Origin of the sequence: Shimia aestuarii, from assembly GCF_022814865.1 — a bacterium.
GTDB classification, from domain to species: Bacteria; Pseudomonadota; Alphaproteobacteria; order Rhodobacterales; family Rhodobacteraceae; genus Shimia; species Shimia aestuarii_A.
On the sequence record NZ_JAKVRD010000003.1, the window covers coordinates 89,576 to 110,191 of the forward strand.

21 protein-coding genes are annotated in these 20,616 nt (G+C 61.6%); 14 read left to right on the forward strand and 7 right to left on the reverse strand.

The genetic code is table 11. From position 1 onward, the window contains the following. Positions 1 to 56: 56 nt before the first annotated feature. The 4 genes from MK745_RS04340 to MK745_RS04355 form a co-directional block, all read right to left on the reverse strand. Positions 57 to 2,747 carry an ATP-binding protein gene (locus MK745_RS04340; protein WP_243612046.1) on the reverse strand — a complete coding sequence of 897 codons (2,691 nt, stop codon included), beginning with the start codon at positions 2,745 to 2,747 and terminating at the stop codon, positions 57 to 59. A 6-nt stretch (positions 2,748 to 2,753) separates the two neighbouring features. Then, a complete protein-coding gene (locus MK745_RS04345; protein ID WP_243612047.1) occupies positions 2,754 to 3,020 on the reverse strand; it encodes a hypothetical protein in 267 nt (88 codons plus the stop codon). Next, positions 3,017 to 3,385: a response regulator transcription factor gene (locus MK745_RS04350; protein ID WP_243612048.1), complete on the reverse strand. Its 369-nt coding sequence runs from the start codon at positions 3,383 to 3,385 to the stop codon at positions 3,017 to 3,019. Before MK745_RS04350 ends, MK745_RS04345 begins: the two co-directional genes overlap by 4 nt. Before the next feature lie 356 nt (positions 3,386 to 3,741). Beyond that, the gene (locus MK745_RS04355; protein WP_243612049.1) at positions 3,742 to 5,052 is read right to left on the reverse strand and encodes a helix-turn-helix domain-containing protein; all 1,311 of its coding nucleotides are present in this window, start codon (positions 5,050 to 5,052) and stop codon (positions 3,742 to 3,744) included. A gap of 217 nt (positions 5,053 to 5,269) precedes the next feature. Between MK745_RS04355 and MK745_RS04360 the strand changes: the two genes are divergently transcribed. The 5 genes from MK745_RS04360 (at position 5,270) to MK745_RS04380 (ending at position 10,507) form a co-directional block, all read left to right on the forward strand. Next, positions 5,270 to 6,622, forward strand: a complete 1,353-nt coding sequence (locus MK745_RS04360; protein WP_243612050.1) for a substrate-binding protein — start codon at positions 5,270 to 5,272, stop codon at positions 6,620 to 6,622. 128 nt (positions 6,623 to 6,750) lie between these two features. Continuing rightward, positions 6,751 to 7,782: a branched-chain amino acid ABC transporter permease gene (locus tag MK745_RS04365; protein WP_243612051.1), complete on the forward strand. Its 1,032-nt coding sequence runs from the start codon at positions 6,751 to 6,753 to the stop codon at positions 7,780 to 7,782. 3 nt (positions 7,783 to 7,785) lie between these two features. Further along, complete coding sequence (locus MK745_RS04370) at positions 7,786 to 8,970, forward strand: branched-chain amino acid ABC transporter permease (protein ID WP_243612052.1); 1,185 nt, start codon at positions 7,786 to 7,788, stop codon at positions 8,968 to 8,970. Positions 8,971 to 8,983: 13 nt separating this feature from the next. Then, positions 8,984 to 9,739, forward strand: coding sequence for an ABC transporter ATP-binding protein (locus MK745_RS04375; protein ID WP_243612053.1), 756 nt, complete (start codon positions 8,984 to 8,986; stop codon positions 9,737 to 9,739). Positions 9,740 to 9,751: 12 nt separating this feature from the next. After that, positions 9,752 to 10,507 carry an ABC transporter ATP-binding protein gene (locus MK745_RS04380; RefSeq protein ID WP_243612054.1) on the forward strand — a complete coding sequence of 252 codons (756 nt, stop codon included), beginning with the start codon at positions 9,752 to 9,754 and terminating at the stop codon, positions 10,505 to 10,507. 154 nt (positions 10,508 to 10,661) lie between these two features. On the opposite strand, the gene MK745_RS04385 is transcribed toward MK745_RS04380, so the two are convergent. Beyond that, the gene (locus MK745_RS04385; protein ID WP_243612055.1) at positions 10,662 to 11,348 is read right to left on the reverse strand and encodes a thiamine diphosphokinase; all 687 of its coding nucleotides are present in this window, start codon (positions 11,346 to 11,348) and stop codon (positions 10,662 to 10,664) included. A 132-nt stretch (positions 11,349 to 11,480) separates the two neighbouring features. Here MK745_RS04385 and MK745_RS04390 point away from each other — a divergent pair, with 132 nt between their 5' ends. Continuing rightward, positions 11,481 to 13,385: a hypothetical protein gene (locus tag MK745_RS04390; RefSeq protein WP_243612056.1), complete on the forward strand. Its 1,905-nt coding sequence runs from the start codon at positions 11,481 to 11,483 to the stop codon at positions 13,383 to 13,385. A gap of 63 nt (positions 13,386 to 13,448) precedes the next feature. On the opposite strand, the gene MK745_RS04395 is transcribed toward MK745_RS04390, so the two are convergent. Then, complete coding sequence (locus MK745_RS04395) at positions 13,449 to 13,688, reverse strand: DUF2842 domain-containing protein (protein WP_243612057.1); 240 nt, start codon at positions 13,686 to 13,688, stop codon at positions 13,449 to 13,451. Positions 13,689 to 13,701: 13 nt separating this feature from the next. Beyond that, positions 13,702 to 14,997 (reverse strand): adenylosuccinate synthase, encoded by a 1,296-nt coding sequence (locus tag MK745_RS04400; protein WP_243612058.1) that lies wholly within the window; start codon positions 14,995 to 14,997, stop codon positions 13,702 to 13,704. A gap of 133 nt (positions 14,998 to 15,130) precedes the next feature. Between MK745_RS04400 and MK745_RS04405 the strand changes: the two genes are divergently transcribed. From MK745_RS04405 to MK745_RS04440, 8 genes are all read left to right on the forward strand, one after another. Beyond that, positions 15,131 to 15,526 carry a DUF6524 family protein gene (locus MK745_RS04405; RefSeq protein WP_243612059.1) on the forward strand — a complete coding sequence of 132 codons (396 nt, stop codon included), beginning with the start codon at positions 15,131 to 15,133 and terminating at the stop codon, positions 15,524 to 15,526. A 105-nt stretch (positions 15,527 to 15,631) separates the two neighbouring features. Next, complete coding sequence (gene secG / locus MK745_RS04410) at positions 15,632 to 15,994, forward strand: preprotein translocase subunit SecG (RefSeq protein WP_243612060.1); 363 nt, start codon at positions 15,632 to 15,634, stop codon at positions 15,992 to 15,994. A gap of 220 nt (positions 15,995 to 16,214) precedes the next feature. Further along, a complete protein-coding gene (locus MK745_RS04415) occupies positions 16,215 to 17,858 on the forward strand; it encodes a CTP synthase (protein ID WP_243612061.1) in 1,644 nt (547 codons plus the stop codon). A gap of 64 nt (positions 17,859 to 17,922) precedes the next feature. Further along, a complete protein-coding gene (locus MK745_RS04420) occupies positions 17,923 to 18,624 on the forward strand; it encodes a hypothetical protein (RefSeq protein ID WP_243612062.1) in 702 nt (233 codons plus the stop codon). A gap of 28 nt (positions 18,625 to 18,652) precedes the next feature. After that, on the forward strand, positions 18,653 to 18,946 hold the full coding sequence (locus MK745_RS04425; RefSeq protein ID WP_243612063.1) for a DUF1330 domain-containing protein: 294 nt from the start codon (positions 18,653 to 18,655) through the stop codon (positions 18,944 to 18,946). Then, on the forward strand, positions 18,946 to 19,365 hold the full coding sequence (locus MK745_RS04430) for a TerB family tellurite resistance protein (RefSeq protein ID WP_243612064.1): 420 nt from the start codon (positions 18,946 to 18,948) through the stop codon (positions 19,363 to 19,365). The genes MK745_RS04425 and MK745_RS04430 overlap by 1 nt, the downstream gene beginning before the upstream one ends. Before the next feature lie 44 nt (positions 19,366 to 19,409). Then, entirely contained in the window at positions 19,410 to 19,850 is a 441-nt protein-coding gene (locus MK745_RS04435) for a TerB family tellurite resistance protein (protein ID WP_243612065.1), read from the forward strand. Continuing rightward, complete coding sequence (locus MK745_RS04440; protein ID WP_243612066.1) at positions 19,847 to 20,593, forward strand: phosphate/phosphite/phosphonate ABC transporter substrate-binding protein; 747 nt, start codon at positions 19,847 to 19,849, stop codon at positions 20,591 to 20,593. Before MK745_RS04435 ends, MK745_RS04440 begins: the two co-directional genes overlap by 4 nt. Positions 20,594 to 20,616 lie beyond the last annotated feature (23 nt).

The following is a 20,616-nucleotide window of genomic DNA, read 5'->3' on the forward strand; positions in this document are numbered from 1 at the left end:
TCTGCGTCATGCCCAATCCTTAACGCGCCTGGGTTACCAAGCCCTTTACAGGCCTGTCATTGCGCGGCCATTGCGCTTGATGCTGGCAGGATCACACGAAACGCCGCACCGCCCTGTCCCGGCAGATAGCTGACCGATCCGCCAAGCCGCGCCATGATCTCGCGACAGATCGCCAGCCCAAGCCCCGCCCCGCCGGCACGCATCGCGCCAACGCGGGCGAATTTCTCGAAGATCACCGCTTGATCGTTCTTCGATATCCCCGACCCGTTGTCGATGAAATCAATCAAAATGGTGTCATCACGATGGGTCACCCGAAGCACGAGTTCGGGCACCTCCGCGTCGCAATATTTGCGCGCGTTCGAGATGAGATTGATAAACACCTGACTAAGCCGGTCGAGATCCGTGCTAAGCAGCACCGTTTCCTGCGCCGTGTCGCGGCTGATCTTTAGGCCCTCTTGCCCGCTTCCCGTCAGCGCCGAGGCAATCGCATGGTCAAGAACCCGCGAGAGCTGTCCTTGCTGGATATTGAGGTTCACCTGACCGTTTTCCAACACGCTGAGGTCAAGAAGATCATCCAAAAGCCGCGTCAAGCGCAGCGCTTCATCATGGATGATCGAGGCGTATTTGACTTGCTCCGTCTCGCTAAGCTTTTCGCTGTCCCGCAGGATTTCCGAAAACGCCCGGATCGATGTCATCGGCGTGCGCAATTCATGACTCACCTGACTGAGGAAGGCGTCTTTCTGAACCGAAATCTGCTGTAGCTTCTCGTTGGCCTGCCGCAATTGCCGCGCCGTGCGCGCCTGCTCTTCGGATTTCGCCTCAAGACGGTTGGAGTATTCCATCATCTGCGCCGTCTCATCCGCCACCGCTAGCAGGTCTTCCACCGAGACAGAGGCGCCGCCGACAATCTGCCCGATCATCGCATGCGCCGTTGCCGTGCCGACCGAGCCGGACAACGCGCGTTCCAGCGCCTGTAGGAAATCCGGCGTGGTGTCCGGGAGATAGCCGCTCACACCCTGCCGCCGCGCTTCGCTCTCAAACAGGGCCTGCGCCTCGCGCGCCCCAAGGATACGCTGCGACATGATCATCAGGTCTTCGCTCTGCGCCGCATTCCCGCTCCAGCTTTGCGGGGTTGAGCTATGTTCATAGACGTTGACGAATTGCGCGCCCTGCAAACGCTCAAGCGGCGTCGGGAAGCCGAGCATGGAAGCAAGCACAAAGCTCAACCCGTTGAGAGAGATAGACCACAGGATCGCGTGCACCATCGGGTCGATCCCCTCGATCCCGAATAGCGCCTGTGGACGCAGCCAGGACCAACCGAACAACCCCTCCTGCATAATCTGTGTCGGCATGAGCACATCCGGGCCGAAACTCGGCAGAAGCAGGCAATAGACCCAGACCACAAAGCCAACGCTCAGCCCCGTGAACGCGCCAACCCGCGTTGCCCCGCGCCAGAACACACCGCCAAGAAGCACCGGCAGAAACTGCGCCACCCCGGCAAAGGAGACAAGCCCGATCGAGGCCAGCGCCGCGCCGCCGCCGGAAAAGCGGAAGTAGAGATAGCCAAGCACCACAACCCCTGCGATCGAGAACCGCCGCGCCATGATAACCACGTTGCGCACGTCGCCCGACACCATCGCACCGCTGCCCGTCAACGAGAGCCAGATCGGCATAACGATATGGTTCGAAACCATCGTCGAAAGCGCCAAGGCCGCGACGATGACCATGGAGGTTGCCGAAGAAAACCCACCAATAAAGGAAAGCATCGCAAGCCCCTCCTTCCCCATGGCCAAAGGCAAGGTCAGGACAAAAAGGTCCGGGTTCGACCCTTCCGGCAACAGGTCGAGCCCGGTGACGGCAATCGGCACCACAAACAGGCTCATCACCATGAGATAGGCAGGAAAGGCCCAGGACGCGGTGCGCAGATGGCCCTCGTCATCATTCTCGACCACCATGACCTGGAACATCCGCGGCAGGCAGAGGAAGGCCGCCGCCGACAGGAAGATAAGAGACGCCCAGCGATCACCCCGCATCTGCCAATGTCCGATCTCTGACGCATCAATGCGCGCCATCATTTCACCGACACCCCCGACAACGCCCCAGACGACGAAGGCCCCGACGCACAATAGCGCGAATAGCTTCACAATCGCTTCGACCGCAATGGCGATCACGACCCCATGGTGGCGTTCATTGACATCAAGGTTGCGCGTCCCGAACAGGATCGTGAAAAGCGCCAGACCCATCGCCACGAGAAGCGCCGTGGAATCCATATCGGCCAGCGCGCCATTGCTCTCGGAGGCATCGGCAAACACCGAGAAACTGAGGGTCACGGACTGAAGCTGCAACGCGATATAGGGCGTCGTGCCGATCACGGCGAGCACCGTGACTCCGATCGCCAACAGGTTCGATTTGCCATAGCGCGACGAAATCAAGTCGGCGATGGAGGTGACGCGCTGCGTGCGTCCGATCCGCACCAGTTTTCGCAGGCACCACCACCAGCCGATCATCACAAGCGTCGGACCGATATAGATGGTCAGGTATTCCATCCCCGAACGCGCCGCATACCCAACCGCGCCATAAAACGTCCAAGCGGTGCAATAGATCGAAAGGGAGAGCGTGTAGACCAACGGCGATCGCAACCAGCCGCCCTGTCCCTGCCGCGCCGCGCGCTCGGCACCAAAGGCCACCGCGAACAGGAAAGTCACGTAAACAAGGCAAACCGCGACAAGGATATTCATTGTCGCCATGGCGGCCTACCCGTCCTTGCGCTCAAGATCGAGCCCCGAGCGACGCAGGAAAAGCGACACAACCGCACTCACCAAGACCATGAAGAACCAGACCCCGAATATATAGATGATGGCTTCGGAAGTGGTCACCGAACTGTCCGGCCCACTTGGCCAGAGCAGCGGCACAGCCCAAAGCAGGCCGCCAATCAAGGGAAGGATGCGCAGAAAATCAACAAGGCGACGGCCACGATAGCCCTGCCGCTCGAGGAAGAGAGGAGAGCGTCCTTCGCTCACGTCTCGACCAACTCGCGCACCGCCTCCAGCATCTCTGCATTCGAGAACGGTTTGGTCATAAAGCGATTGACCCCGGCCTTTTCGGCCATCTCACGATCCTTGAGCTGTCCCCGCGCCGTCAGCATCATCACCGGCAAGTCCCCCGGCCCGAGCTTTTCGCGCAGCATTCGCAGGATATCGAGCCCGCTTTTGCCCGGTAACATCACATCAAGGATGAGTAGGTCCGGCGGCGCGCCTAGCACGACATCGACCGCGTCATGTCCATTGGAATGGGTGGCCACGGCCCAGCCATCCCGCGAAAGAATGAAACTGATGGCCTCAATGATATTCGGCTCGTCTTCAATAAGAAGAACCCTTTTGCCCATACCGCTTGCCCTCCCCGACACGCGCTGTGCGTCTTATGTAGTCTGGCGATCTTATGCACAGGGCCCGTTAATGTCCACGCCTCAGTTCCGCAGCTCTCGCAGCTCACAAGGCACATGGGCGCAGGAATAGTGGTTCTATTTCAAAGCCATGCAACGACGTATGGCGCGAACCCCGCGAAACCCGAAGGGGCGAGCGGAAGGCTCGGCCTCAACTGCGTGCTTTTCCTGTCATACCACCCGGCCGTGACCGTGCAAAGCAATCCCCTGATCTCGCGCCGTTTTCGGCGTTGAGGCGTGGCCATCCCAAAGGCCCCGCGCCTGTTGGTCCTGGTAGAAAAAAGCAGGCCAAACCACAATCAGAGACCCTGTATGAGGATCGAAGGCTCCCGGCGCCCTTCGCAATCGACGCTCGGGCAGACCCGACAGCTCGACCCAACCTCGCGCGCCTGCGCGACCGCGCGTTCCATCGGCACCACCAACATATAAGAATGATAGAGCGGATCTTCGTTGAACGCGGCCGTGCCGATGGCCTCTGTCACGGCAAAACATTCAAACGGTCGCGCCTCGCGCCCGGTGACCGTGACCTCCTGCCGAATGGGGCGCAACGGACGGTTCAACGCTTGGAAAAGCGGCCATTTCGGACAGGCGGCACTAAACCGCGGCACCGGAAAACCCTCGACCGGCTTGCGCAGCATCAAGGTGCCGGACCCATCACACATCACAAGCCCAAGAGACTGCGGCAAGAGCGTGTCCGACAAAATCGCGAGCCGCCGGAAGACGGTGGCCATCGACACCCGGAAATGCTGCATGATCTGCGTGAACTCCATGCCGTGCTGCTCAAGCACGCCCGACAATTCGTCCCGCGGCATCACCCGCGCATCGGCCCGCAACTGACGCAGCGCCGCCAAGGCGAGATCGCGCGCGCCCTGCGAGGTCAGCTGCGGCTGCTCTGCGATAAAGGCCTCGAGGTCAAGCTGCGCCTCCGCGTCCGCCTCTTCGAACTGCGGAAAGTGATAGCGGTGCGCCGCAAGCATCGCCTCAACCTCTTCCATCGGTGAGGTGAGGCTCGCCCCCACGTCCCCGGCTCCGTCGAGGTATGACACAAGCTGCTGGGTGCTCTCGGCAAGACGGCGACTGTCCTCGTTGAGGTTGCGCTGAAACCGCTTCTCCCATTCGGGTTCGATTTCCTGCGTTTCGGCAAGGATCGACGCGGTTGACCGGATTGCCGTCACCATCGTCAGAACCTCATGCATCGAGGTCGCAAGATGAGGGTCATGCGTAAGCCGGTCGGTCAGCGTCGCCGCCACCCGCTCCAGCGAAGCAATCCGCCGATGGTTCTCGACCACCAACTCCGCCCAGCCCGGAAACCGCCCCGCGAATTCGTCGATCCGGTCAAGCTCGGGCTGCGCGCGCCCCGTGCCCGCTGCCGCCTCACGCAGCGTCGCGATCATCGCCGCTTCCGCGCCTTCGCTGAGCAAAGAAGGCTCGACACCCAATACCTGCGCAATATCTACAAGGAGTTTGCCGCCGATTCTGCGCCGGTTGTGCTCGATCAGGTTGAGGTAGGACGCCGAGATCCCGACCTCCCGCGCCAGTTCCGATTGACGCATTCCCGACATCGCGCGGCGCTCGCGGATACGGCTTCCGGTCAAGGTGTCACGAGCCAAGGGCATTTCTCCGTTATTTCAACAGCTTTCCGCAACGCAGAATAATTTCTTTACAATGCATACCATGGTATTGTGGATTACTTTACAAAAAAATTGTTGCTTTGAAAGCAGTTGTTGCGAAATTTTCCATCCCTCCCTGATAATGACTTTGCACATCTGTGCGTTTGGCCTGCGGAAGAGGAGCCGCGTGCCAAGATTTACAAAATGGGAGGATTACATGTCCAAAACCACTATGACACGTCGCGGCGTGCTCAAGACCGGTGCCGTTGCTGACGCGGGTGTTGCGCTGCCGACCATCTTCACCGCCAGCTCGGCGGCTGCCTATACCAACGAACCGACCGGCTCGACCGTGAAATTCGGCTTCAACGTGCCCCAGACCGGCCCCTATGCCGACGAAGGCATGGACGAGCTGCGCGCTCAGGAGCTCGCCATCGAGCACATCAACGGCATGGGTGACGGCGGCGCGCTGAACACCTTCAGCTCCAAGGCTCTTGGCGGCGACGGTGTTCTCGGCAAGAAGGTCGAGTTCGTCACCGGCGACACGCAGACGAAATCGGACGCAGCCCGCGCATCGGCCAAGTCGATGATCGAAAAAGACGGCGTCGTGATGATCAACGGCGGTTCGTCCTCGGGCGTGGCCGTGGCTGTTCAGGGTCTCTGCCAAGAGGCAGGCATCATCTTCATGGCTGGCCTGACCCACTCCAACGACACCACCGGTAAGGACCGCAAGGCCAACGGTTTCCGTCACTTCTTCAACGCCTACATGTCCGCTGCCGCTCTGGCACCGGTGCTGGCGAAAGAATACGGCAAGGACCGTCGCGCCTATCACCTGACCGCCGACTACACCTGGGGCTGGACCCAGCAGGAGTCGATCGCGGCCGCAACCGAAGCCATGGGCTGGGAAACCGTCAACAACGTGCTGACCCCGCTCGCCGCAACCGACTTCTCGTCCTACATCGCCCCGGTTCTGAACTCCGGCGCGGACGTGCTGGTTCTGAACCACTACGGCGGCAACATGGTCAACTCGCTCACCAACGCGATTCAGTTCGGCCTGCGTGACAAGATGGTCAACGGCAAACAGTTCGAGATCGTCGTTCCGCTCTACTCCGAGCTGATGGCGGCTGGTGCCGGTGAGAACATCAAAGGCGTTTACGGTTCGATGAACTGGAACTGGCAGCTTCAGGACGAAGGCACCAAGGCATTCGTGCAGTCCTTCGGCAAGAAGTATGGCCGTCCGCCGTCCAACTCGGCTCAGACCTGCTATGCCCAGACCCTGCTCTATGCAGACGCCGTGGCACGCGCCGGTTCGTTCAACCCCTGCGCCGTCGCAGAAGCCCTCGAAGGCTTCGAATTCGATGGTCTCGGCAACGGTCCGACCCTCTACCGCGCAGAAGACCACCAGTGCTTCAAAGACGTGCTGGTCATGAAAGGCCGCGACAACCCGACCAACGAGTACGATACGCTCGAAGTGGTCGAGAAGACGCCGGTCGATCAGGTCACCTACGCACCGGATCACGCAATGTTCGGCGGCGCCGAAGCATCGCTCGGCACCTGCAACCCGGGCGCCTGATCCTAGCGACACGCGGAGTGGCGGGCGGGGTTTCCGCCCGCCACTTTCCGGCAAGCGCCAACGCCGCGACAGGGACGCAACAGATGTCCCAATGAGGCGCCTTTCCCAATAGTCAAATGGTGGGGACCATGGACGCAATCATCCTTCAGATTCTGAACGGGCTCGACAAGGGCTCGGCCTATGCGCTGATCGCGCTGGGGCTCACACTTATTTTCGGCACGCTCGGTGTTGTGAACTTCGCACACGGCGCGCTGTTCATGATCGGCGCGTTCTGTGCCGTCACCCTCTCGAAAATCCTGACCATCAGCTTCGAGACCATCGACCCGACGCAAAAGGACTTCCTCGGCAATCCGCTGGTTGTGAAGACCCCTTATGTCGAGGCTTGGTTCGGCCCCGAGTTCGGCGCCTCGTTGATCGACTGGGCGGTGCCGCTCTCGATCCTGTTCTCGATCCCGATCATGATCGCCATCGGCTTCATCATGGAGCGCGGCCTGATCAAACATTTCTACAAGCGCGAGCACGCCGACCAGATCCTCGTGACCTTCGGCCTCGCCATCGTCCTGCAGGAAGTGGTCAAATATTTCTTCGGCGCGAACCCGATCCCCACCGGTGCGCCCGACGCTCTGACCGGCGCGTTCGATTTCGGCACGCTGCTCGGCTTTGATCCCAACACGGTGATCTACCCCTACTGGCGTCTCGTCTATTTCTTCTTCGCAGCCGCCGTCATCGGCGGGGTCTTTGCCTTCCTTCAGTTCACCACCTTCGGCATGGTGGTGCGGGCCGGTATGGCAGACCGCGAAACCGTCGGCCTTCTCGGCATCAACATCGACCGCCGCTTTACCATCATGTTCGGCATCGCCGCCGCCGTGGCGGGACTTGCGGGCGTCATGTATGCGCCGATCAACTCGCCAAACTATCACATGGGCATGGACTTCCTCGTCCTTTCCTTCGTCGTGGTGGTTGTTGGCGGCATGGGCTCGCTTCCGGGCGCCGTGGCCGCAGGCTTCCTCCTTGGCGTGCTCGAGAGTTTCGCTTCGATGAACGAAGTGAAATCCATCCTACCCGGTATCGACCAGATCATCATCTACCTGGTTGCAATCATCATCCTGCTCACCCGTCCGCGGGGTCTCATGGGCCGCAAAGGCGTGATGGAGGAATAAGCCATGCTCGGAATGAACAAAAAAGACACCAGCCTTATGATCGTGGTGGCGATCCTCGCCCTCGGCGCGCCGATCCTGCTCAACCCGTTCCCCGTCGACAGCGCCATGGCGCAGTTCAACGCGGGCTATCCTGACCTGATGCAGCGTTTCGCGATCTTCGGCATCTTCGCCATCGGCTTCAACATCCTGTTCGGCCTGACCGGCTACCTCTCCTTCGGCCACGCGGCCTTCCTCGGAGTGGGCTCTTACTCGGTCGTCTGGATGTACAAGCTGCTCGACTATAACGTTATCTGGGGCCTGCCCCTGGCCGTCGCGACGGCGGGCGTCTTCGCGCTCCTGATCGGCTATGTCTCCCTGCGTCGCTCGGGCATCTACTTCTCGATCCTGACGCTGGCCTTTGCGCAGATGTCCTTCAACCTCGCCTACTCGGTCCTGACCCCGATCACCAACGGCGAGACCGGCCTTCAGGTCTATACCGAAGACCCGCAGGTTCTCTTGGGGGCCACGGAAGCCAACTCGCCGCATCTCTTCGGTCTGGTGATGAACCAGTCAAGCAAGCTGACCATGGGCGGTTGGGAGTTCACCTTCAACAATGGCTATTACTTCTGTGCCGTGGTCCTGATGGTGATGTTCTACCTCGCGATCCGCATCTTCCGCTCGCCCTTCGGCATGATGCTGCGCGCGATCAAGTCCAACAACACCCGCATGGCCTACACAGGCCTCAACCCGCGCCCCTATGCGCTTGCGGCCTTCGTGATCTCGGGCATGTATGCCGGCCTTGCCGGTGGCCTGATGGCCGCAATGGACCCGCTCGCTGGTGCGGAACGGATGCAGTGGACCGCTTCTGGCGAAGTCGTGCTGATGACCATCCTCGGCGGCACCGGAACCCTGATCGGACCGGTCCTCGGTGCAGGCTTCATCAAGTATTTCGAGAACATCTTCTCGAAGATCAACGACAACATCCTGCACGGCTGGTTCAGCTTCCTGCCCGATGGTCTCGAAGACTTCGTTGTCTTCATCATCCACCCCTTCATCGGCAAGGGCTGGCACCTGACCCTCGGCATCCTGTTCATGCTCGTCGTGATCTTCCTGCCCGGTGGCCTCGTGGAAGGCGGTCAGCGCCTCAAGAAGCTCGTGAGCAAGAAAGACGACAACAGCAACACCGCCAAGACCGAACCGGCAGAATAAGGAGAATTGACCGATGGGTATTCTTGAAGTCAAAGACGTTGGCAAACGGTTCGGCGGCCTCCAGGCGCTCTCCGAAGTCAACCTGAGCGTGAAGGAAAACACCGTTCACGCCATCATCGGCCCCAACGGTGCCGGCAAATCGACCCTGCTCAACTGCCTCGTGGGCAAGCTTATCCCGGATACCGGCTCCGTCATGTTCGACGGCCAGTCCGTGCTCGGCCGCAAGCCCTACGAGATCAACCAGATGGGCATTTCCCGCGTGTTCCAGACGCCCGAGATCTTCGGCGAACTGACCGTCATGGAAAACATGCTGATCCCCTGCTTCGCCAAGCGCGACGGATCGTTCCGCATGCATGCGATCGAAAGCATGATGAACGAGAAGGATGTGGTCGAAAAAGCCGAAGCCATGCTTGTTGATATGAACATGGCCGACAAGAAGGACATGCACTCTGCCTCGATGTCGCGCGGCGACAAGCGCCGCCTCGAGATCGGCATGTGCCTTGCGCAAGAACCGCGCCTGCTCTTACTTGATGAACCGACCGCCGGTATGGCGCGCGCCGATACCAACAACACGATCGACCTACTCAAGCAGATCAGCGACGAGCGCGACATCACCATCGCCATCATCGAACACGACATGCACGTGGTGTTCTCGCTGGCCGACCGGATCACCGTCCTCGCCCAAGGCACGCCCCTTGTCGAAGACGACCCGGAAAACATCCGCGGCAACCCGAAGGTGCGCGAAGCGTATCTCGGCGAGACGGCATAAGGAGACCCTGCCATGAACGTCAAACCCGACTTCTCCAAGGGCCACAACCTGGCCGAAACCGCCCCCGCCTACCTCTCTGTGTGGAACATGGAGAGCTACTACGGCGAGAGCTACATCGTGCAGAACATCTCGTTCAACGTGCACGAGGGCGAGATCCTTGCCCTCCTTGGCCGCAACGGCGCGGGCAAGACCTCGACCTTGCGCTCTATCGCCCGCATGGATAGCCCGCAGGTCACGCATGGTGAAATCTGGCTCGACCACAAGCCGCTGCACCTGATGAAAAGCCATGAGGCCTCGGCGGCCGGGATCGGCCTTGTGCCCGAAGATCGCTGCATCATCCCCGGCCTCACGGTCGAGGAAAACCTGCAACTGGCCCAGATCGCCCCGCCCATCGGCTGGTCACTGGATCGTCTTTACGAACTCTTCCCGCGCCTCGGTGAACGCCGCAAGCAGGAAGGCGTGACGCTCTCGGGCGGCGAACAGCAGATGCTCGCCATTGCCCGCGCGCTGGCCCGTGACATCAAGGTGCTGCTGCTCGACGAACCCTACGAAGGCCTCGCCCCGGTGATCGTTGACGAGATCGAAAAGACCCTGCGCATCATCAAGGAACAAGGCATCACCACCGTCATCGTCGAACAGAACGCCGTGCGCGCGCTCGAACTGGCGGACCGTTCGGTGATCCTCGACACGGGCGGCATCGTCTTTGACGGCTCTGCCGACGAAGTGCTCGCCAACGAAGAGCTGCGCTCCGAATATCTGGCCATCTAAGGTCGGATGTCCCGCTCCCTCCACCTGTTGCTTGCATTCGGAGGGGGCGGGTTCCTACTCCCGGAAACGTCCCAAGGACCTTCCCCGATGTTCGGCTATTGTGTATCCGCCGAACTCGCTCCCTGTCGGGCCGGTCTTGTACCGGCCCGCTTTTTTAGCGGGTCCAGCCCGCCTCGGTCTCCAATAGCGCCGCCACCACAAGATCAAGACAGGCGCGCGGCACCATCACAAGCATCTTTGCCGCCGTCATCTCAAGGACCACCGGCCCGTCCGCCACGTTCGACGTGCCAATCCGGCCATCCGGCGCAAACCGAAGCCCCTCAATCGGCCAACGCAAGCCGTCTGAGCGCCCCTGCACCTCCCCCATCGGGAAAAGCGACACCCGCGTGCCCGCCGCAAGCGGTAGCGTGATATGCGGAGGCGCCAGGAACACAAGATCCTCGCCCCCGATTAAGAGACACCGTCGCTCTGCATGGCGCACCAACGCATTATAGCACGCCAACTCATGATCGATCCGCGCCCCTGAAAACCCGACGCCAATCACCAACGGCGACCGGATATGGCGCAGCGCCTTGTCGAAATCCGTACTGTCCTGTTCGTCGATCCGAAGGATCCGCGCTGCGCCGGTGTCACGCCCTTCAAGGCCCGCACTACTGTCCATATCTCCGATGATAAGCTCCGGCTCGATGCCCGCATCGAGACAGGTAATCCCGCCACCATCTGCCGCCACAACACGTGGCGCATGCCCCCGCGCGAGCGCAATGTCGCCCAGATCGAGACGCCCGGCCCCGACCAGTGTAATTGGTTCCAAATCTTCAACAATCTCGGAGGATACAGTCAATTCTTACCCTTTATTAGCAAGTTCGCCACAAATTGGCCCAGAAATGATACGCTGCATTGCACAGAATCGGTCAGCTTTCGTCTTGCCTTACGTGGTAAACAGAACGCCGAGTAGTTCAAAGGACCCGCTTCTATGGTTACGAATAACAAAGTTTTGACGGTCTCGTATGGGACTTTTTCATGCACCCTCGAAGGGTTCGACGACTCATTTGATACGATGAAGGCGATTGCCGAGTATTTCCGCGATCTTGCCGCCGACGACCGCTATTTCGGGGCTGAACCGCCCACACCTGATGCCGAGATGCTCGCTCGTATTGCCGAGCGCGAGATCGAACGCCGTGTCAGCGCGCGCACCGAAGCGGGTGCCATCTATCTGAGCGCGAACAATAAAGGCGTCGCAGAGGCCGCTGTCGACGTGGCGGCGGACACTCCGCAGCCCGACCTCGAGACGCCCGAAGAACCGCAAGCCGAGGCACCCGCCGACGCACCGGAGGAAACGCCACTCGAAGAGCAGGCCGAGGCAACGCCCGACGTCGCAGAGGTCGAGGGCGCGCCCGAGGTCGAAGCCGAGCCCGAGGTCGAAGTCGAGGACGTGACCGAAGAAATCCTCGAAGCTGTGCAGGCCCAAGCCCCCATGGACGAAGCCGGTGCACCTGAGGACGACATCGAAGACACCGCCGAAGGTGAAATCGCTGCCGACGTCGTCGTCGAAGCGGTCGAAGAGACGGCCGAGGTCATCACAGAAGACGAGGCCGACTTCGCAGACGCCGAAATCGTTGAACCGGAAGAGAATTTCGAGGCCGAAGACGATAGCATCGCAGCCAAGCTTCAGCGCATTCGCGCCGTTGTCTCCAAATCCGCACAAGAGCCGGACGAAGAGGACTTTTCCGAGGATGAGCACGCCGAGAGCTTCTTGGCCGACACCCGCCGGGAAATCGAATCCGTTCTGAAGCTGGACGACGAAATGGCCGCCGCCGCGGTTGAGGACGATGTGGAAAGCGTCGCCGAAGACGCCATGCCGGACGCCGACCCCGCCCCGCGCGAGGTGCGTGCCCGCGTGCTGCGTCTCAAAAAGTCCGATTTCGAAGCCGCCGTCTCAGACGGTCTTCTCGAGGCCGAGCCAGAAGAAGAAGACACCGACGAAATCGCCGAGGCCGACGCGACCCAAGCCGCCGACGCGCAGGACATGCCGACAAGCCTCTCTCCGGAGGACGAGGCCGAGCTTCTGGCAGAACTGGCGCAGGTCGAGGCCGAACTGAACCGGAGCGACGCCGCCGCCGCTGAGGAAGAGGCCGCCCCCGTCGCGCCGAAACGTCCCAAAGCGCTCTCGGAAGCTGGCACTGACATGTCGCGCCTGATGCGCGAAACCGACAACCATATGGACGAACCTGAAGGCAACCGCCGTCGCCAGGCCATCGCCCATCTGCGCGCCGCCGTCGCGGCCACCAAGGCCGAAAAGAAAGCCGGGGACGCCAAAGACGCCGCGGACGAGACCGAAGCCTATCGCGAAGATCTTGCCTCGGTGGTCGGTGAGACGCCCAAGCGCCCCGCCGGTCAGCGCCCTGCCCCGCTCAAGCTCGTCGCCGAGCAACGTGTCGATGACAGCCCCCAAGAGGAGGACGCCGCCCCGCAAGAGGCCGCGGAAGCGCCGCGCGCGCCCGTGCGTCCGCGCCGCGTCTCCGCAACAGAACGCAAGGAGGCCGACCCCGCGCCGCGCAGCACTGCGCCGGTCGCTGCGGCAGCCGCCAGCGCGCAAGACTTTGCCGACTTCGCCGAGAACATGGGGGCCACACGTTTGCCCGACGTGCTCGAGGCGGCCGCGGCCTACCTGACATTCGTCGAGGGCCGGGAGAAATTCTCGCGCCCGCAGGTGATCCGCATGGCCCGCAATGTCGACGAGGACAATTGTTCGCGCGAGGACACGCTGCGTTCCTTTGGCCAACTGCTGCGCGAAAAGAAGATCGCCAAGCTCGAGGGCGGCCGCTTTACCGCCTCCGACTCCATCGCCTTCAAACCCGAAGAGCGCGCGGCCGGCTGATCGCCCGCCCCGGCGGAAACCAAAAAGGCCTCCCAAGCGGGAGGCCTTTTTATTTGGTCGCGATCACGACAGGTCCTGATCCGGATCTTCCGGATCGGGCTGTCCGATCCCCTTGAAGATCGGCTTGAGCGGAAAGACCCAGATCACGCCAAAGAAGACGTAGATCGCGAACTCAAGCATCACCGGCAACTGCCAGAGTGACAACCGGCTCAGCACGCCCCAAGCGACCCCGAGATAGACCGGAATCCCCACCAGCAGGATCAACAATGCCCAGCGTTTGCGCGCCTTGTAGCTCAGTGCCATGATCGCCCTTTCCTCAATCCGCGAACGGGTCGGTGACGAGAATCGTATCCTCGCGCTCCGGCGATGTGGAAAGTAGGGCCACAGGGCACTGAATCAACTCCTCGACGCGGCGCACGTATTTGATCGCGTTCGCCGGAAGCTCGGCCCAGCTGCGCGCACCTTCCGTCGATTCGCTCCAGCCCGGCATTTCTTCGTAGATCGGCTGGCAGCGCGCCTGCTGATCTGCCGCCGTCGGCAGATAGTCGAGGCGCTCACCATCGAGATCATACCCGACACAGATCTTCAGCGTCTCGAACCCGTCGAGCACGTCAAGCTTGGTCAGCGAAATACCGTTGATGCCGGAGATCGCACAGGTCTGCCGCACCAGCGCCGCATCGAACCACCCACAGCGCCGCTTGCGCCCGGTGGTGGTGCCGAATTCATGCCCGCGTTCGCCAAGGCGCTGCCCGTCATCATCGTCAAGCTCGGTCGGGAACGGCCCTTCTCCCACGCGGGTGGTGTAGGCCTTCACGATACCAAGCACGTAATCAATCGAGTTCGGCCCGATGCCGACGCCCGTTGCCGCCTGCCCCGAAATCACATTCGACGAGGTGACAAAGGGATAGGTGCCAAAATCAATGTCGAGAAGCGCGCCCTGCGCCCCTTCGAACAGGATCCGCTTCCCCGCCTTGCGCTTTTCGTTAAGCGCCTTCCAGACCGGTGCCGCGAAAGGCAGGATTTTCGGTGCAATTTCCTTGAGTTGCGCCAAAAGCGCGTCGCGATCCACAGCCTCGATCCCAAGCCCCTTGCGAAGCGGATCATGATGCTGAAGGGCGCGGTCGACGCGCGCCTCGAGCGTCGCATCATCGGCGAGATCGGCAACCCGGATTGCCCGGCGACCGACCTTGTCCTCATAGCACGGACCGATGCCGCGCCCGGTGGTGCCGATCTTCGTGCCCTTCGAGGCCGCTTCTTCGCGCGCCCGGTCCAATTCGCCGTGAATCGGCAGGATCAGCGGCGTATTCTCCGCGATCATCAATGTCTCGGGGCTGATCTCGACCCCTTGCGCACGCACGGTCTCGATCTCGTTCATGAGATGCCACGGATCAAGCACGACGCCATTGCCGATCACCGAAAGCTTGCCGCCCCGCACCACGCCAGACGGCAGCGCATGCAGCTTGTAAACCTTCCCGTCGATCACGAGCGTATGGCCCGCATTGTGACCGCCTTGAAAACGCGCGATCACATCGGCACGCTCGCTCAGCCAATCCACAATCTTGCCCTTGCCTTCATCGCCCCACTGGGCGCCCACGACGACAACGTTAGCCATATCCGGTCCTTTCAGAGGTCAAACCCGCGCCCTTTTAGCTGCGTTGTTCGGCGCGCGAAACCGCAAATGTGCCATGGCACTGGACAGCGGGCGCAAATTTTAGCAAACCATTGTAAAAGCATTTGGAGAGACAATGGGCTTGTTCCTGCGTTGGGTCTTTGCATTCATTCTGCTGGCCCTCACCTACAATCCCACCCAATGGAATTACGTCCGTTGGAGCCGGGGCAACTATCTTGAGGAGACGCCGCTGACGGTCCTTCTGGGGCTGCTCCTTGCGATTGGCTATATCATCTATCTGCGCGCCACCCTGCGCTCGATCGGTGGCTTTGGCATGTTCCTCGTGCTGTCTGTGGTCGGGGCACTGATCTGGGTGCTCTATGATTGGGAGATGCTCTCGCTGCAAAACCCTGACCTCAACACATGGCTCGGCATCTTCGCGCTGTCGGCGGTGCTCGGGATCGGTCTCGGCTGGTCGATCGTGCGCCGGATGCTCTCGGGGCAGTTCGATACCGACGACGTCGAACACTGAGCACGCACGGACCGCGCGCGCCAGATTCCTTTCGGAAACCCGCTTGCCCCGCGCGGCAAACTTGCCTACATAGCGCGCTGAACCAACCGAACGCTGACAGGTCCCATGGAAAACGTCGTCCTTACAATCCATCTCCTCCTCGCGCTGGCGCTGATCGGCGCCGTGCTGATGCAACGCTCGGAAGGCGGTGGCCTTGGTATGGGTGGCGGGGGCGGCGGTGCCGTATCCGGCCGTGGCGCGGCAACCGCGCTTGGCAAACTGACCTGGATTCTTGCCATTGGTTTTATCGCGACCTCGATCACCCTGACCATTCTTGCCGCGCAAAACGCTTCCGGCAGCTCGGTGCTCGATCGTCTGAGCGATCAGCCCGCCGCGGTCGAAGAGACCGAGGACGCACCGGCAAGCGATACGCTTCTGCCGCCGAGCGGCGATGACGCAGACGCGCCGCTGGTGCCGCGCGCCGACTGATCGGCACGTCCCGACCGGTTCATTCGGGTGCGCCTTGCTGTGCACCCTCCCCACCACTGCTTGATTAATCCCTCTGAATCGCAACAGCATCTTGCGGTTCGGTTGCCAAGCCTGTGCGAATCCTGATACACTTAAGTCCCGTGATGCTGCGACAGATTCTGTTTGGAAACTCCTGTCGTGGGCACCTCAGAAAGTTTGAAATCACGGGAGTTGCCGACCCATGGCAAGGTATATTTTCATCACCGGTGGTGTTGTGTCGTCTCTGGGCAAGGGCCTTGCCTCTGCCGCGCTCGGCGCATTGCTTCAGGCCCGCGGCTACACCGTGCGCCTGCGCAAGCTGGACCCCTACCTCAACGTTGACCCCGGCACGATGTCTCCCTTTGAACATGGCGAAGTGTTCGTGACCGATGACGGCGCCGAAACCGATCTCGACCTTGGCCATTACGAACGCTTTACCGGCGTCCCCGCCCGCATGACGGATTCCGTCTCTTCGGGCCGCATCTATTCCAACGTGCTCGAGAAAGAGCGCCGCGGCGATTACCTCGGCAAGACAATCCAGGTCGTTCCGCATGTCACCAACGAAATCAAAGAGTTCATTGATATCGGCGATGACGAGGTCGACTTCATGCTCTGCGAAATCGGCGGGACGGTCGGCGACATCGAGGGCCTGCCCTTCTTCGAAGCGATCCGCCAGTTTTCGCATGACAAACCGCGCGGCCAGTGCATCTTCATGCACCTGACACTTCTGCCATGGCTTGCGGCCTCGGGCGAACTGAAGACCAAGCCGACCCAGCACTCCGTGAAAGAGCTGCAATCCATCGGGATCGCCCCCGACATCCTCGTGTGCCGCTCGGAACAGCCGATCCCCGAAAAGGAACGCGAGAAAATCGCCCTGTTCTGTAACGTGCGCAAAGAGGCCGTGGTCGCTGCCTATGACCTGAACTCGATCTACGAAGCGCCGCTGGCCTATCATCGTGAAGGCCTCGACCAAGCGGTGCTCGACGCTTTCAACATCGCGCCTGCGCCAAAACCGGACCTGCGCACTTGGGAAGACGTCAACGACCGCATCCACAAGACCGATGGCGAGGTCAATGTCGCCATCGTCGGCAAATATACCCAACTCGAAGACGCCTATAAGTCGATCAAAGAGGCCCTGATCCACGGCGGAATGCACAACCGGGTCAAGGTCAATGTCAAATGGGTCGACGCCGAGGTGTTCGACAAGGAAGACGCCGCGCCTTATCTCGAAGGCTTCGACGCCATCCTCGTACCCGGCGGCTTTGGCGAGCGCGGCACCGAAGGCAAGATCAAGGCGGCGCAATTCGCCCGCGAGCGTAAGGTGCCTTACCTCGGCATTTGTCTTGGCATGCAGATGGCCGTCATCGAGGCCGCCCGCAATATGGCCGGCATCAAAGACGCAGGCTCTGAGGAGTTTGACCACGAGGCCGGGAAAAAACGTTTCGAACCCGTGGTCTATCACCTCAAGGAATGGGTGCAGGGCAACGCCAAGGTCACCCGCAAGGCCAGCGACGACAAGGGCGGGACGATGCGCCTCGGCGCCTATGACGCCGTGCTCGAAGGCGGGTCCAAAGTGGCCGAGGTCTATGGCAACACCGCCATCGAGGAACGCCACCGCCACCGCTACGAGGTCGACACGACCTACCGCGAAAAGCTCGAAGAGGTCGGTCTCAAGTTCTCCGGCATGAGCCCCGACGGCCGCCTTCCCGAGATCGTCGAATGGCAGGATCACCCGTGGTTCATCGGCGTGCAGTTCCACCCGGAACTGAAATCGAAACCCTTCGATCCGCATCCGCTGTTCAAGGATTTCATCCGCGCTGCCAAGGACAATTCGCGCCTCGTCTGAGGCCCGCGCACCAACGCCTTTCAAAAGGCGTTGGTCCCTTGGCCAAACGCGCTATCCTTTGCCCATGCGCTTGGCCCTCTTCATCGCCTTCTGCCTCTCGGCCCTTCCCTTGCGGGCCGAGATTCGGCCTGTGCCCTACGCTGAGCTCGCCGCGACACTGGGCGCGAGGCAGGATTTCGAGACCCTGCCGCTCCGGCCAGAGCCGGGCTTCAACCTCAATCAGAACATACGCACCCCCGGCCTCACCATCGGCAGCCATTTCGCGGGGCAGCCCCTGATCACGCGCCAAGGCCCCCCCGGCGCCTCTCATGACGCCCCTGGCCCCGGCACGCCGCCCCGCCCCCTCCCGCTGCGCACCGATGCGCCCGGCCAAACCCTCCCCGTGGCCTTTCCCCGCGGTTTTGGCTCCAACGCGCTTCTGCCACTCGGCCCTGACGGCTTTGCCCGCCTCTCCGGACGTGGCGAAGGCGCGGTGGCGCTCCTCTTCGATAGCGACCAATCCGCCTTTGGCCTGCGGCTTCATACCGACTACGCCGCCCCCCTCGGTCGCGCCCGCCCCCAAGGCGTCGTCACCCTCCATATCTACGACCGTTCCGGCAAGCAGCTTGCCCGCAACACCCTCCGCCCCGGCCCCGGCATCACCGAGATCGGCTTGCGCACCTCCGATGACCTGCCCCGCATCGCAGGCGTGCTCGTGACAAATCTCGATCCGGGAGGGATTGCCTTGGACGACATCCTCTTCCAAGTTACCCAAAGACTTTACTGAGATTTCTAAAAACGAAGGGAAGACCGCAATGGCCAAGGGGTATTGGATCGGGCGCATCGAAGTGGACGACATCGACACCTACAAGGAGTATGTCAAAGCCAACGCCGCCCCCTTTGCCGAATATGGTGCGCGCTTTCTCGTGCGTGGCGGCACCTATGAGGCCGTCGAGGGCGCGGCCCGGTCGCGCAACGTGGTGATCGAATTTCCCTCTTACAAGGCTGCGCTCGACTGCTACCATTCCGCTGGCTATCAGGCTGCGAAAGCCCTTCGCGACCCGGTGAGCACTGGTGAACTCGTGATCGTGGAAGGGTATGACGCCTGATGTTTGAGAACCTGATTAAGCGCCTGACCGGCACACCGTCGACGCCGCCCCTGCCCGAGCCGGACGAACACCTCGCCCTTGGCGCACTTCTGGTACGGATCGCAAAATCCGATTCGCACTACCACATTCAGGAAATCTCCGAGATCGACCATATCCTGCAGGAAAGTTTTGATCTGAACGCGGTCGAGGCCGCCAAGATGCGCGCCACCTGCGAACGTCTCGAGGCACAGGCCCCCGGCACGCCGGATTTTGCCCTCTTGATCCGCCAGAACATCGACTATGCCCACCGGCTTTCGATCCTGCCCGCCTTTCGTCGCGTGGTGATCGCAGATGGCGTGCACGTGCAGGCCGAAGAGGACACTGTGCTTGAAATCGAGGATATGCTCGGTATCAAACCCGAAGACCGGATCACGCTTTGAGGAGGTGCCTTGCGCCCATCCGGGCCGGGACGTAAATCAAGACCATGCTTGCAGAGTTCTTCAAACGCCTGACACAGGCCAGCCCCGAAACCGTTTCCCATGACGATGCCCGCCTTGCCCTGACCGCGCTTCTGGTGCGGATCGCGCGCGCCGATGGCGAATATGCCCACGAAGAGGCCGACCAGATCGACCGCGTTTCGCGCGACCGCTACGGCCTGTCCCCCTTTGAGGCGACCGAACTGCGCAAACAGGCCGAAGAGGTCGAGGCCAGCGCCCCCGACACCGTCCGCTTTACCCGCGCCATCAAGGACGCCGTGCCCTACGACGACCGGATTGGCGTGATCGAGGCGCTTTGGAAAGTCGTCCTTGCCGATGGCATCCGCGACGCCGAAGAAGACGCGCTGGTGCGCCTCGCCTCAAACCTGCTTGGCATCAATGACCGCGATTCGGCGCTCGCTCGCCAACGCGTGACGCCTGACACATGATCGTTCTGCTCGGGATGTATGACCGCCCCGAGACGGCGGCGGCCAATGATCGGTTCTGGACGGCGATCCGCGCCCGTCTCGGCTATGGCCCCGAGGCTCTGAGCCGAGGCTGCGATTTCTGGGAGGCATGGCAATCGCCCGACCTCCTGCTCGCCCAGACCTGTGGCTTGCCCTATCGCGCCCGCCTGCATGACAAGGTGACGCTCGTGGCGACTCCTGATTACGGCCTGCCCGGCTGTCCGCCCGGTCATTACAATAGTGTCTTTGTCGCCCATCGCGACGATGCGGGCGCCTCCCTCGCAGAACTCGCCACCGGCGCGCTCGCCTATAACGAACCGCTCTCACAATCAGGTTGGGCCGCGCCCGAGGCGCATCTGTCGGGTCTCGGTCTTGTGCCTGCCGCACTGGTACAAACCGGCGGCCACCGCGCTTCCGCCGAGGCCGTTGCCAACCGCACTGCCCGCTTTGCCGCGCTCGACGCCCTGACATGGGAATTGATCCGGCGCTATGACGCCTTCGCCGCCGATCTGGTCGAGGTGACACGCACCGCGCCGACGCCCGCCCTGCCCTTCATCACCGCCTCCGCCCGCGACGCCAAAGCTCTTGCCGCCGCGCTTGAGGGGGCCATTGCCGATCTCTCGGACGAAGATCGCGCCACGCTCGGCCTGCGCGGCCTCTGCCGCCTGCCCGCCGCCGACTACCTTGCCCAGCCGATCCCGCCCGCGCCTGTGCATCGCGACTGACCATTCGCACAGCCAAACGCCCA

What these genes read in the sequence shown, in the direction of transcription:
- MK745_RS04340 (WP_243612046.1), bottom strand. Translation starts at nt 2,747, where the DNA reads ATGGCGACAATGAATATCCTTGTCGCGGTTTGCCTTGTTTACGTGACT.
- MK745_RS04350 (WP_243612048.1), bottom strand. Translation starts at nt 3,385, where the DNA reads ATGGGCAAAAGGGTTCTTCTTATTGAAGACGAGCCGAATATCATTGAG.
- MK745_RS04360 (WP_243612050.1), top strand. Translation starts at nt 5,270, where the DNA reads ATGTCCAAAACCACTATGACACGTCGCGGCGTGCTCAAGACCGGTGCC.
- MK745_RS04365 (WP_243612051.1), top strand. Translation starts at nt 6,751, where the DNA reads ATGGACGCAATCATCCTTCAGATTCTGAACGGGCTCGACAAGGGCTCG.
- MK745_RS04370 (WP_243612052.1), top strand. Translation starts at nt 7,786, where the DNA reads ATGCTCGGAATGAACAAAAAAGACACCAGCCTTATGATCGTGGTGGCG.
- MK745_RS04375 (WP_243612053.1), top strand. Translation starts at nt 8,984, where the DNA reads ATGGGTATTCTTGAAGTCAAAGACGTTGGCAAACGGTTCGGCGGCCTC.
- MK745_RS04380 (WP_243612054.1), top strand. Translation starts at nt 9,752, where the DNA reads ATGAACGTCAAACCCGACTTCTCCAAGGGCCACAACCTGGCCGAAACC.
- MK745_RS04390 (WP_243612056.1), top strand. Translation starts at nt 11,481, where the DNA reads ATGGTTACGAATAACAAAGTTTTGACGGTCTCGTATGGGACTTTTTCA.
- MK745_RS04395 (WP_243612057.1), bottom strand. Translation starts at nt 13,688, where the DNA reads ATGGCACTGAGCTACAAGGCGCGCAAACGCTGGGCATTGTTGATCCTG.
- MK745_RS04400 (WP_243612058.1), bottom strand. Translation starts at nt 14,997, where the DNA reads ATGGCTAACGTTGTCGTCGTGGGCGCCCAGTGGGGCGATGAAGGCAAG.
- MK745_RS04405 (WP_243612059.1), top strand. Translation starts at nt 15,131, where the DNA reads ATGGGCTTGTTCCTGCGTTGGGTCTTTGCATTCATTCTGCTGGCCCTC.
- secG (WP_243612060.1), top strand. Translation starts at nt 15,632, where the DNA reads ATGGAAAACGTCGTCCTTACAATCCATCTCCTCCTCGCGCTGGCGCTG.
- MK745_RS04415 (WP_243612061.1), top strand. Translation starts at nt 16,215, where the DNA reads ATGGCAAGGTATATTTTCATCACCGGTGGTGTTGTGTCGTCTCTGGGC.
- MK745_RS04420 (WP_243612062.1), top strand. Translation starts at nt 17,923, where the DNA reads ATGCGCTTGGCCCTCTTCATCGCCTTCTGCCTCTCGGCCCTTCCCTTG.
- MK745_RS04425 (WP_243612063.1), top strand. Translation starts at nt 18,653, where the DNA reads ATGGCCAAGGGGTATTGGATCGGGCGCATCGAAGTGGACGACATCGAC.
- MK745_RS04430 (WP_243612064.1), top strand. Translation starts at nt 18,946, where the DNA reads ATGTTTGAGAACCTGATTAAGCGCCTGACCGGCACACCGTCGACGCCG.
- MK745_RS04435 (WP_243612065.1), top strand. Translation starts at nt 19,410, where the DNA reads ATGCTTGCAGAGTTCTTCAAACGCCTGACACAGGCCAGCCCCGAAACC.
- MK745_RS04440 (WP_243612066.1), top strand. Translation starts at nt 19,847, where the DNA reads ATGATCGTTCTGCTCGGGATGTATGACCGCCCCGAGACGGCGGCGGCC.